The sequence below is a fragment of the Sphingorhabdus sp. Alg239-R122 genome (genome assembly GCF_900537065.1).
In the GTDB taxonomy this organism is placed as follows: Bacteria; Pseudomonadota; Alphaproteobacteria; order Sphingomonadales; family Sphingomonadaceae; genus Alg239-R122.
The window spans coordinates 157,434-168,834 of sequence record NZ_UNRC01000006.1; the positions used below are offsets into that span (position 1 = coordinate 157,434).

The window sequence follows — 11,401 nt, forward strand, 5'->3', positions numbered from 1 at the left end:
GTTCAGCATTCGACCACATTGACGGCAAGACCGCCCTGACTGGTTTCCTTGTACTTTTTGGACATATCCTGTCCGGTTTGCCGCATGGTTTCGATCACCTGATCCAGGCTAACGCGCAGCTGGTCAGGCGCATGCAGCGCGAGCCGCGCGGCATTTACGGCCTTGACCGCGCCGATAGCGTTGCGTTCAATACACGGAATCTGCACCAGACCAGCGACAGGATCGCAGGTCAGGCCCAGATTGTGCTCCATGCCGATTTCCGCCGCGCTGGTTACCTTGAGCGGGCTTGCGCCCCAGATAGCCGCGAGGCCACCTGCGGCCATCGAACAGGCCACCCCGACCTCGCCCTGACACCCCATTTCCGCACCTGATATCGATGCCCGCTGCTTATACAGCAAGCCAATGCCGCCTGCGGTGAGCAGGAACTTGCGTATCGCTTTGGTGCAGCCAGATGGGTCCGTACCGCGGTCGAGCCGGCAATAATGGCGGATGACCGCCGGGATGATACCCGCCGCGCCGTTTGTCGGGGCAGTTACGACCTGCCCGCCGCTGGCATTCTCTTCGTTCACCGCCATGGCATAAACATTGAGCCAATCGAACAGCTGCTCCTGTTCGTTGGACATGGGATTACTGCACAATTTGGCCCAGATGGCGGGCGCGCGCCGCTTGACTTTCAAACTGCCGGGCAAAACGCCTTCGCGGTCAAGTCCCCGGTCGATACAACCCATCATGACTTTGGCAATCCGGTCCAACGCTGCGTTGGTTTCGGCGCGCGGGCGCATGGCGTCTTCATTGGCATAGATCAGTTCATGGATGGCAAGCCCTTGCTCATTGCACAATGCCAGCATTTCATCCGCCGAACTAAAAGGGTAGGGGACGGTATTGCCTGCATCGACCATGTCATTTTTGACGGGAGCTTCAAGCTGTTTTTGCGAGGCGATAAAGCCCCCCCCGGTTGAATAATATTGGCGGTCACGGATGATCTTGCCACCTGCATCATAGGCGATGAGGCGCATACCATTGGGATGGAGATCGCACGGCGTATCAAAGTCAAAAACAATGTCCTGCGCAGGATCAAAAGCGATCTCCCGGCTGCCGCCCAGCATCAGCCGGTTATCCACATCCACTTTCGCCACATCGCTGTCTGCCGTGTCAGGGTCCATGGTTTCAGGTTTCAGGCCCATGAGTCCCAATATGCATGCTTTTGGTGTTGCGTGTCCCTTGCCGGTTAACGCCAGTGAACCCTGCAACTCCACCTGTACGCGAGACACCTCATTCAGCAGTTTGCGCTTTTTAAGGCCGTTTAGGAATCTGGCGGCAATACGTACCGGTCCCACAGTATGCGAGCTGGATGGGCCAATGCCGATGCGGAAAAGGTCAAGGACGGATAACATATGGTCTATGCCTTAGCGAAAAGCCGGTGAGGCGGCAAAGCCAAAAGCATGCCAGCGCACAAATTATCCGCTGGCCATGAATGAGGTGCATCTATAATCATTCGTGCAGTCTGTTTGAACGAAAGCGCTGACCCGAATGCTGCCTCTGCCACTCAATCATATCCTGCAACCGGAACTGACTGCGATCAATCGCCTGCCGATGCGGGCGACAATGGATGCGGACGCACGTTGGCGGATGTCACTGGATGGCGAATGGCGGTTCCAATTGCTGCAATCGCCTGCCGATGCGCCAGTGGACTGGACACAGGGTGAGAGTGATACGGATTGGCGAACCATTCAGGTGCCGGGGGCCTGGACGCGGCAGGATACATGGGACAAGCCGCATTATACCAATGTCGTCATGCCTTTCGGATGCGATACGCCGCCTCAAGTGCCGCAGGATAACCCGACTGGGCTGTACCGTACGTCTTTTGCGTTGCTGCGAGAGTGGGAAGAGCGGTCAACCATCCTTCATCTGGGCGGGTTTGAAAGCGTTGCGCTTGTGTGGTGCAATGGCGTTTTTGTGGGTATGGGCAAGGATAGCCGCCTGTCGTCCGAATTTGACCTGACGCCGCATTTGGTGAGTGGTGACAATCAGATTGCTGTGATGGTTATCAAATGGTCCGATGCAACATGGATTGAGGACCAGGATCACTGGTATCATGGGGGGCTACACCGCTGCGTCCATCTGGAATCCCGCGCCGCGACACATATTGGCGATATACATATCGCGGCGGATTATGATCCTGAAAATAGCACTGGTAGTGCGCAGGTCACGGTAAAGGTGGAAGGCGGCTCGCGCGGCTGGAAAGTGCGCGGTGATATTCGGGATATGGATGGCGCGCTGTGTGCCGCTATGGATGGACGTGAGATCCTGCAGGCACCGCAAGGCAGCATTCCCGAGCAGATGGCCGCTGCCTATTTCTTTCCCGGCAATCAGGTTGAGCTGTCTGCGCAGATTGACAGGGTGCAGCCATGGTCCGCTGAGCAACCCGTACTGTACCAGCTCCATATTGAGCTGATCGACAGCGATGGTAATGTGGCGCAGGTGCATATCCGTCAGATCGGTTTCCGCCGCGTTGAAGTGAAAGACCGCCGGCTGCTGGTCAATGGCAGGCCGATTACTATCCTGGGCGTCAACCGGCACGACCATCACCCTGTCACCGGCAAGACGCTGACGGTGGAGGAGGTGCGTGATGAGCTGATCACTATGAAGCGGCATAATATCAATGCCGTGCGCACTGCACATTACCCCAATGATAGCCGCCTGCTGGATATATGCGATGAACTTGGCCTCTATGTTATTGATGAGGCCAATGTGGAAAGTCATGCCCGCTGGCAGTCACTGGCGCAGGACAGCCGCTATCATGGGGCAATAGTTGAACGAGTGATGCGTATGGTGGCGCGGGACCGCAACCATCCTTCGGTTATCGGCTGGTCGCTCGGCAATGAATCCGGGCATGGACCTGCGCATGATGCCGCAGCGGCTCTGATCAAGCGGATCGACCCGACCCGTTTCGTGCACTATGAAGGCGCGGTGGCGATGCGGTTCAACACGTTTTTTGCGCAGCCGCCTTTTGCAGATGCGAAACAGCCTCCCAGCTTATCTGAGCGGCTGACTACCGATATAGTGTGCCCCATGTATCCTTCGATTGAGCAGATAACTGAGTGGGCACGCTGGGCCGAGGAAACGGGCGGCGATGACCGCCCGCTCATCATGTGCGAATATTCGCATGCCATGGGCAACAGCAATGGGTCGCTGGCCGAATATGTGGAGGCTTTCTTCGCTGAACCTGCCTTGGGCGGTGGATTTGTGTGGGAATGGAAAGACCATGGGCTTGCAGAAGCCGATGAGACGGGTCGCGCTTTTTGGGCTTATGGCGGACATTATGGCGATGAACCGAATGATGTGAATTTCTGCTGTGACGGGCTGTGCGCCCCCGACGGTACGCCGCACCCGATGCTACGTGAATATGCGTGGGCGGCGCGGCCGATAGTGGCGGAGCTGGTGGATAAAAAGACGGTGCGTGTGGCCAACCGGCGCAGCTTTGCCGCGAGCGATGACTTGCGGCTGCACTGGACGCTTCAGAAAAATGGCGAAGCAGTGGAGCGGGGCGAGGCGGATATCATGGTTGAGGCAGGCGGGATGCGGGAGTTTCCCATGCCTTATACTGGTGCATTGGATACAGAGCATGACTGGTGCCTGGTGCTCGAATGGCGGCAGCGTTACGTCACCGCCGCAATACCCGCAGGGCATGTCATGGGCTGGGATCAGCTGGAATTACATCGACGCATTAGGAATCATGCGCCTGCCATATGGTGCGATGATGGCATCGTCGCCGGAAATGCCATAGTATCTGGCCCGATAGCATTGCACCTGGGCAATAACGGGCAAATCGGATCGGTGCATTTGCATGGCATGCAGGTGGTTCTGGGTGATATCACCGCCTGTTTGTGGCGTCCGCCCACCGACAATGATGGCGGCAAGCTCGGCTGGCGTGCCGATGCACCTAGTAAGCGGCTCGATTGGATGGCGCTTGGCTTGCACAAGCTCAGCATTGAGGCGCAGCCTGTGAGAGTTTTTAATAAAAAGGATGGTGTGACTGCGCAGTTTGAACGCAAAATTATTGGCGCGGGGGGCATATATGCCCTGCACCGAACGATCTGGCAGCTAACCCGGAACGGCGCACAGGTGGATGAGCAAGTCGAGGTTCCCAGGGAATGGGATGACATACCGCGTGTAGGTGTCCGGTTCGAAGTGCCTGCCGGGTTTAACCAGCTATCATGGACCGGGCTTGGTCCAGATGAAAGCTATCCCGACCGCCATAAGGCGCAGATGCATGGACACTGGAATAGCGACATGGACGCACAATATCACCCCTATGCCGTCCCGCAGGAGCATGGCTGGCACCATCAGACAGACAGTTTCGTGTTACTTAATGCAGCGGGACAGGGGATGGCAATAGAGTTTCCTGAACGGCTCGGTTTTGCCGCCCGCTACCATCATGACGGTGATTTGGATAGAGGCACAACGCTTGCTGATCTTGTGCGGCGTGATACGGCGGAGGTGCATATAGACGCGGCGATGCGTGGGCTGGGGACTGCGGCATGTGGCCCGGACGCGTTGCCGCCTTACCGGATAAAGCCGGGAGTCTATAATTTCAGTTGGATACTGAAACCGCTGCGTTGAATGCATTATTGCCGCGCATAGCTGTTCAGGAAGACGTCGACAGCGCTGGTAACACGCTTGCGTGTGGCATTCTGGCCGTCGCTTGCCTGCCCCATGCGCCTTTCGAGATCGGACAATCCTTTGATCATGCCAGCCAGCTGTTCGGCCGCCATCATTGTGTCATCAATATCCAGTTTACCGGAATCCGCCGCCTTGGTAAGAAGGTCGGACAATGTGCGGTGCATTCGTCTGGGACCGGCGTCTAGAAATAACCGCCCGATTTTAGGATTATTCTCGGATTCAACCGCCAGATAGCGTTCAAAGCGTATTATCTCGTCCCGCTCCAGAAAGGCCGTCATTTTTATGCCAAAGCCGATCAGAGCTTCGCGTAGGTCAAGGCTTGAAATATCAGCAAACTGTAGGTTTTGCCGCATTGAATCGCATTCGGTCTCCACTGCGGCGACGAAAAGCGCTTCCTTGGTGCCGAAACGATTATAAACGGTAACTTTGGACACGCCAGCGCGCGCTGCAATCGACTCAATGCTAGATTGTACAAAGCCCTGATTGAAAAATTCCTCGCGAGCGGCTTTCAATATCGCTTCGCTTTTGCCTGTATCGACAGGTCTGCCCAGCGTGGTTTTGGTTTTTTTGGATGCGGTGTTTTGCATTAATGAACGGTTCCGTTTAATTAAACGTTGACGTTCATTATGTCGCTTTGTATGTGAGTCGGCAAGCGGTTTCATACGAAAAGAGGCGTTCTCCATGACGTGGATTGCAATACGAATGCTGACCGGAGACAGGCAGAAATTTTTCGGCCTGCTGTTCGGTGTCGCCTTTTCCGCACTGCTGATCACACAGCAGCTTACGATTTTCCTGAACCTGATAGAACGCGGTGCGACGGCGGTTTACAACACACCTGCCGCCAATGTCTGGGTGATGGATCCTGTTACGCGCACGACCGATGTTGTGCTTCCGCTTCCCTCAACTGCGCTGGACAAAGTGCGCTCAGTGCAAGGTGTGGACTGGGCGGTGCCCATGATGCGCGCCAATGCCAATGTCCGTACCCCGGAAGGCGACCTGGAAGGCGTAGGCGTGGTCGGCATTGACGATGCCACGCTGATTGGCCTGCCCAGCAAGATTATCGAAGGATCTCGTGAGGCGCTTTATGAACCGGATTCGGTTTTCATCGACGAGGTAGGTGCGGGCCGCCTGTTCCCGCCCGGTACCAGCCCGATTGGCGAGCGGCTTGAACTCAATGATCGCCGGGCGGTGATCCGCGGCATTGTCGATATAAATCCCAGTTTTACCAGCACGGTGGTTTTCTACACACGCTATTCCAATGCGCTCAATTTTGTGCCGGGGACGCGCAACCGGATGAGCTTTGTCCTGGCGCGCTCTGCAGAGGGCATGACACCTAAACAGGTAGCTACGCGTATTACCGCGGCGACCGGACTGAAAGCGCGCACGCGTGACGAATTTGCGAAAGACGGTATCGACTTTATTATCGAAAACACCGGCATCCCCATTAACTTCGGAATTACCGTGGCGCTCGGCTTCATTGTTGGTGTCGCCATTGTCGGTCTAACGTTCAGCCTGTTTATCCGCGATAATATCAAGCAGTTTGGCGCGCTGAAAGCCATTGGTGTGACCAATAACAAGATCCGCCTGATGGTGGCAGCGCAGGCGCTGTTGGTGGGTATTGTTGGTTATGGTTTTGGGGTATTGGCAGCGGTGCTGTTTATCTATGGATTTGAAAATTCGCCTGAATTCAAGGGGTTTTATGTCCCATGGCAGATACCATTGCTTACCGCCGTAGTAGTGCTGGTGATGATCCTGCTCACTGGCTGGCTGGCGCTGCGTTCTGTTCTCAAAACTGAACCGGCCGAGGTGTTCAGATGAGCGCAGAAACACCAATGCCAAAAGATGCAGCGATATCGCTGCACAATATCGTCAAGGAATTTGGCGCAGGCGACCAGGTAATCCGCGTGCTGCATGGCATTGATGCTGAAATCCGGTCGGGTGAGCTCACATATCTGGTCGGCGAATCCGGCTCTGGCAAGACCACGATGATTTCGATTATTGCGGGAATCCTTTACCCGACAAAGGGCAGCGTGAATGTGTTCGGGCAAGATATTTACAGCCTGTCCGACAATGATCTTGTTAAGTTCCGCCTAGATACGATCGGATTTATTTTCCAGCAGTACAATCTGATCCCGACGCTTACCGCAGCGGAAAATGCCGCAGTGCCGCTGGTGGCGGCGGGTATGAAACGGGCTGAGGCTGTCGCGCGTGGCCGTGACATGCTGGACAAGCTCAATATCGCGGATCAGGCGGACAAGCTACCGCGCCAGCTTTCGGGCGGACAGCAGCAGCGCGTCGCAATATCGCGTGCGCTGGTGCATGAACCCAGGCTGGTCGTATGCGATGAACCCACAGCGGCGCTTGATGCGAAATCGGGGCGGCGGGTGATGGACCTGCTGCGTGAAGTCGCGCTTGCAGAAGAACGCACCGTCATCATCGTCACTCATGACAACCGCGTATTTGATCTGGCCGACCGGATATTGGTGATGGAAGATGGCCGGATCACCCATGATGGCACGGAAATGCCGGATTACTAGATGGCAGAAGATATAGAGGTAAAAATGACATCACAGTCTTTCTCACAACGGCTTCGCAGCCTCAGTTTTTCCCGTACTATCCTGCCTGTGCTGGCGATAATAGCTATCATTGTTGCGATTATCCTGGTGATACGCAGCCAGCCTGATAGGACACAGGAAAATGCCGTGGAAACCCCGCCCAAGGCCAGTTCGGCCTTTGGCGATGTACCCAGTGTAGCGGGTGCAGGGGTCGTGGAGCCATCGAGTGAGATTATTGAAGTTGGCACCAGCCTGCCCGGTGTCGTTACCCGAGTATTTGTCGAGCCCGGACAGCAGGTGTCCATGGGCGAACCACTCTTCGCCATAGATGATCGCGCGACACGTGCGCGTATTACAGAAGCGAATGCAGTGATTGCCAATGCGCGGGCTGCGCGGGAAACTGCACGTGCGGCACTGGCCACGGCACAGCAGCAGCGTGATCTGTATCGCGGTATAGAAGACCCACGTGCGATATCGCGGCAGGAAGTCATCTCCAGCAGCGGCAGCGTCCGTTCTGCCCGCGCACAGCTTGCCCAGGCCGAGGCGGACATAAGGCGCGCGCAGGCCGCCCGAGCCAGTGCCGCGACCGAGCTTGAGCGTCTGACAGTGCGCGCACCGATGGCGGCGGAAGTGTTGAGCGTGGACATACGTCCCGGCGAATATGCGAATTCGGGCGGACCGCAGGGCAGCAGCGCGGCCTATATGGAAATCGGCAATACCCGCCCGCTGCATGTGCGGATCGACATTGATGAAAACGAGATTGGCCGCACCGATATCGGTTCAGATGCAGTTATCAGTCCGCGCGGTATGTCGGACAGGCGCGTGAAGGCGGCGTTTGTACGCGCCGAGCCTTTAGTGACGCCCAAAACGTCGCTTACCAACAGTAGCAGTGAGCGCGTTGATGTGCGGGTGCTGCAGCTGATTTACCAGATTCCGCCCGATCAGGGTTTTTTCGTAGGGCAGCAGGTGGATGCGTTTGTCCGGGCGAAAAATGCCAAAAGTGCTGCCCAGAAAAATGGTGCTGAAAAAACGGATAACGACCAATGAATCGGTGCGGCCATGGCTATATCCTGATCGCACTGCCGTTATTGCTGGCTGGGTGTGCATCAATGCAGATGCTGGATGCTGATCCGGCGCTCGACCCTGCCACAGTAAAATTGCCTGCCACATTTACGCTTGCCACGGACGTGACACAGGCGGACCGGAGCGCTCTTGAAAATCTGCTGCCAGTAGGTGATCCCGCTTTTCAGGAATTGCGCAGGCTGGCGCTAGCCAACGGTCCCACGCTGGCCGCCGCCCAGGCGCGTATCGACAGCGCAAGGGCGCGTGCCGCCGGGGCCGGAGCCAATCGTAAGCCGAATATTGGTACTGATGCCGGTGTAACCGGCTCACGCACCAATCCGGACAGTTTCGGGGTCGACCTGCCCGCTGGGATAAACATTGACCGTTACCGTACCAGCTTTGGTGCGAACATCACTGCCAATTGGGATCTGGATATTTTTGGCGGCCTGCAGGCTGCCGAGCGGGCGGCGCGTATCCGTATCAATGCCGCGACGGCAGATGCCGCAGCAACCAGATTAGAACTTGTTTCCGCCATTGCCGCCAATGTGACTGACTGGCGCACACTGGATGCACGTGAAAGCGTGCTGCGTGCCGATATCGGCGAGGCGCGTGATCTTGTCAGACTTGCAGAGCAGCGTGTCAGGGCTGGACTGGCACCGGGATTTGATGCTGTACAGGCTGAAAGCCTGGTCGCAGAGGCGCAGGGACGTATTGATGCCCTTGCTGCGGAGCGGGCACGCATTGCGGGCTCGCTTGTTGCGTTAACCGCAAGCGATGCCGCGACTGTGATGGCCAGTTTTACGCACGGTAGCGCCAAGGATATGGGTACAGCACTGCCAGCAAGTACGCCAGCCGACATGCTGCGTGCACGTCCCGATGTGGCGGCGGCAGAAGCAAGGTTGGCGGCTGCGGACACCGATATTGCAGTGGCCGCACGCAAACGCTTTCCCAAGCTGACGCTTTCAGGTGCTCTCGGACTGCTGACATTTGCCTTGGGCGATATTTTCAACGCGGATAGCATTGTAGGCAATCTAGGGGCTGCTGTGGCTGTGCCGTTATTGGATTTTGGCAGGATAGATGCGGAAATTGATGAGCGGCGGGCCGCAGCGCGACAGGCATTTGCGGACTATCGCGGTACGGTGTTTGGCGCGCTGGGCGATGCCGAGGCTGCCTATGGACAGACACGCGGCGCGCGCGCTGAATTGCTCGCACTGGACCGGCAGATCGCATTGGAAAAAGATGCCGAATATTTGGCATCCATCCGCTATAGAAACGGTCTGGCGGACTTTTCCACTGTGCTTAATGCAAGGCGCAAGCTGAATAGCGTCCGGGCGGGCAGAGCATTGGCAGCGGGTCGCTATGCACGCGCGCAGATTGCGCTATGGTTAGCTCTGGGCGGAAGCGGGTTTAATGGTATTTAGATGCAAATCAGTTTAGGCAGTGCGCAATGTGGTTTGCCGCACGATGAGCTCTGCGCGCGAAGAAATGTTCAGTTTACCAAAAATATTGTGCATATGCACTTTTACAGTGCCTTCGGCTAGACCGCACCTTTCGGCTATGTCACGATTGCGAAGTCCCTGACAGGCCAGCTCTACGATCATTTTTTCGCGCTTTGTCAGTATGCTATTTTTATCGTTTTCCTGATTTGCCATCTCAGATTGCCCGCTTTTGGCTCGGGCTGCAATATCAGCTTGATAATCTGTGGCGCCAGCTAGAACCGTATCCATCAGCTTTATCATATCCTTTGGTGTGCTGTCTTTCCTGGCGATCGCCCTGATCCCCAGCTGCATGGCATTGCCGGTCTCCTCAACTTCAATATCGGTGGCAAGATGAACCACGTATACACCGCCCCGCCTGTACAAATGCTCAAGCAACTGCATTCCTCTGCCATGCTCCCTGAAAATATCAAAAATGGCGATCTTGGGCATGTCATATTTCAGCAATTCGATTGCGCCCTGTACATTCGGGGCAGTGGACACGCTGAACCGGCCTGTGCAATTCAGATATTGCTTGAAACCATGCAGGAAAAAGTCGTGATCATCCACGAGCAGGATCTTGTACACTTTGTCTTTCTCCGTGTTTGTATCTGGATTTCATCCGAGCCGGTACAGGGCGTCTTTGCATGGGCGTAGAACTGCTGATTTCGGTTTGTCTGGACACCGTGATGTCGATTCGCTGAATTATGTTAACCGTCCCCATTAACTGGTATGAAACACCATGATACATGTTCTAGGGTAATTTTTTGTAAAAATCTATAACTTTAGTTATATAAAACCACTTCTATCTGCCATTAGATGGTTAACATTTTAGAAGTTTCTTGCCATATCCATCATACATATGGTTTCTAATCATACGGACGAATCGAAATCCCATCCTTTCCGGGTCGCTCAATACCGGGATTGGGAATTCGGGGGCAGAACAGTTTGCTGTTCAAAAGTAGATGCGTTTAAAATTGGGCAGACCCACTGATCAGAGTTAGCGGGCAATGTGCGGTTAGGCATCTTTGTTTGGGCATCGCGCTCAGCGAAGCAAACAATCTTCCCCAATATAGATTATACTTTTCCGGTTTCCAGGCAGGTGTCTGGCGACCAAATATAGAGGATAAGGGCACATGGATTACAAAGATCATAATGCAGACGATAATGCATTTAATGGTAATTCGGATGAAAACAATTTCGCGGATGCGGAATCTGGCACGCAAGGTACCGAAGGCATCGCCTCCAGTGCGATAAGTGCGGCCGGGATGCAGTCTGGCCCGATTGTCCTCCAACCGGATGCGCAGGGGGTCATTGTCCTTCCCGCTGGCGTGTCGCTGAGTGATATACGAGTCGAGGGTCGCGACCTTGTGATTACCCTGCCCGATGGTCAGACAATGATCATCCCGGATGGTGCGGTAATTGTTCCTGAACTGGTTCTGGATGGCGTTGCCATTCCGCCAGCCAACCTGATTGCACTTCTGATTGGGGAAGAGCCGGAACCTGAAGCAGGTGATCCGCAAAGTTCAGGCGGTAATTTTGCCACTGATGAAGGTGCAATCCAGGATCCTTTTGCGATTGGTGACCTGTTGCCACCAACAGCTCTTGCTTTCCCTGAACGTGAAG

Annotated in this window: 9 protein-coding genes; 6 read left to right on the plus strand and 3 right to left on the minus strand. The window is 55.4% G+C overall.

Annotated elements, in window-relative coordinates; genetic code table 11:
- Positions 1 to 2: 2 nt before the first annotated feature.
- Positions 3 to 1,394 carry an L-serine ammonia-lyase gene (locus tag G6Q15_RS08210; protein ID WP_164117609.1) on the minus strand — a complete coding sequence of 464 codons (1,392 nt, stop codon included), beginning with the start codon at positions 1,392 to 1,394 and terminating at the stop codon, positions 3 to 5.
- Positions 1,395 to 1,530: 136 nt separating this feature from the next.
- Between G6Q15_RS08210 and G6Q15_RS08215 the strand changes: the two genes are divergently transcribed.
- Complete coding sequence (locus G6Q15_RS08215) at positions 1,531 to 4,623, plus strand: glycoside hydrolase family 2 TIM barrel-domain containing protein (protein ID WP_164117611.1); 3,093 nt, start codon at positions 1,531 to 1,533, stop codon at positions 4,621 to 4,623.
- Between the two features lie 5 nt (positions 4,624 to 4,628).
- Here the strand turns inward: G6Q15_RS08215 and G6Q15_RS08220 are convergent, their stop codons facing one another.
- Complete coding sequence (locus G6Q15_RS08220) at positions 4,629 to 5,270, minus strand: TetR/AcrR family transcriptional regulator (RefSeq protein WP_164117613.1); 642 nt, start codon at positions 5,268 to 5,270, stop codon at positions 4,629 to 4,631.
- A 94-nt stretch (positions 5,271 to 5,364) separates the two neighbouring features.
- Between G6Q15_RS08220 and G6Q15_RS08225 the strand changes: the two genes are divergently transcribed.
- Genes G6Q15_RS08225 through G6Q15_RS08240 form a run of 4 tightly spaced genes read left to right on the plus strand, consistent with a single transcriptional unit; the run spans position 5,365 to position 9,721 of the window.
- Positions 5,365 to 6,501 carry an ABC transporter permease gene (locus G6Q15_RS08225; RefSeq protein WP_164117614.1) on the plus strand — a complete coding sequence of 379 codons (1,137 nt, stop codon included), beginning with the start codon at positions 5,365 to 5,367 and terminating at the stop codon, positions 6,499 to 6,501.
- Complete coding sequence (locus G6Q15_RS08230) at positions 6,498 to 7,220, plus strand: ABC transporter ATP-binding protein (RefSeq protein WP_205518126.1); 723 nt, start codon at positions 6,498 to 6,500, stop codon at positions 7,218 to 7,220. The genes G6Q15_RS08225 and G6Q15_RS08230 overlap by 4 nt, the downstream gene beginning before the upstream one ends.
- Positions 7,221 to 8,285, plus strand: a complete 1,065-nt coding sequence (locus tag G6Q15_RS08235) for an efflux RND transporter periplasmic adaptor subunit (protein WP_240330814.1) — start codon at positions 7,221 to 7,223, stop codon at positions 8,283 to 8,285.
- The gene (locus tag G6Q15_RS08240; protein ID WP_164117616.1) at positions 8,282 to 9,721 is read left to right on the plus strand and encodes an efflux transporter outer membrane subunit; all 1,440 of its coding nucleotides are present in this window, start codon (positions 8,282 to 8,284) and stop codon (positions 9,719 to 9,721) included. The genes G6Q15_RS08235 and G6Q15_RS08240 overlap by 4 nt, the downstream gene beginning before the upstream one ends.
- Before the next feature lie 12 nt (positions 9,722 to 9,733).
- Here G6Q15_RS08240 and G6Q15_RS08245 read toward each other — a convergent pair whose 3' ends face one another.
- Positions 9,734 to 10,363, minus strand: a complete 630-nt coding sequence (locus G6Q15_RS08245; RefSeq protein ID WP_164117618.1) for a response regulator transcription factor — start codon at positions 10,361 to 10,363, stop codon at positions 9,734 to 9,736.
- Between the two features lie 548 nt (positions 10,364 to 10,911).
- Between G6Q15_RS08245 and G6Q15_RS08250 the strand changes: the two genes are divergently transcribed.
- A partial coding sequence (locus tag G6Q15_RS08250; RefSeq protein ID WP_164117621.1) for a hypothetical protein occupies positions 10,912 to 11,401 on the plus strand: 490 nt, incomplete at its 3' end.

What these genes read in the sequence shown, in the direction of transcription:
- G6Q15_RS08210 (WP_164117609.1), bottom strand. Translation starts at nt 1,394, where the DNA reads ATGTTATCCGTCCTTGACCTTTTCCGCATCGGCATTGGCCCATCCAGC.
- G6Q15_RS08215 (WP_164117611.1), top strand. Translation starts at nt 1,531, where the DNA reads ATGCTGCCTCTGCCACTCAATCATATCCTGCAACCGGAACTGACTGCG.
- G6Q15_RS08220 (WP_164117613.1), bottom strand. Translation starts at nt 5,270, where the DNA reads ATGCAAAACACCGCATCCAAAAAAACCAAAACCACGCTGGGCAGACCT.
- G6Q15_RS08225 (WP_164117614.1), top strand. Translation starts at nt 5,365, where the DNA reads ATGACGTGGATTGCAATACGAATGCTGACCGGAGACAGGCAGAAATTT.
- G6Q15_RS08230 (WP_205518126.1), top strand. Translation starts at nt 6,498, where the DNA reads ATGAGCGCAGAAACACCAATGCCAAAAGATGCAGCGATATCGCTGCAC.
- G6Q15_RS08235 (WP_240330814.1), top strand. Translation starts at nt 7,221, where the DNA reads ATGGCAGAAGATATAGAGGTAAAAATGACATCACAGTCTTTCTCACAA.
- G6Q15_RS08240 (WP_164117616.1), top strand. Translation starts at nt 8,282, where the DNA reads ATGAATCGGTGCGGCCATGGCTATATCCTGATCGCACTGCCGTTATTG.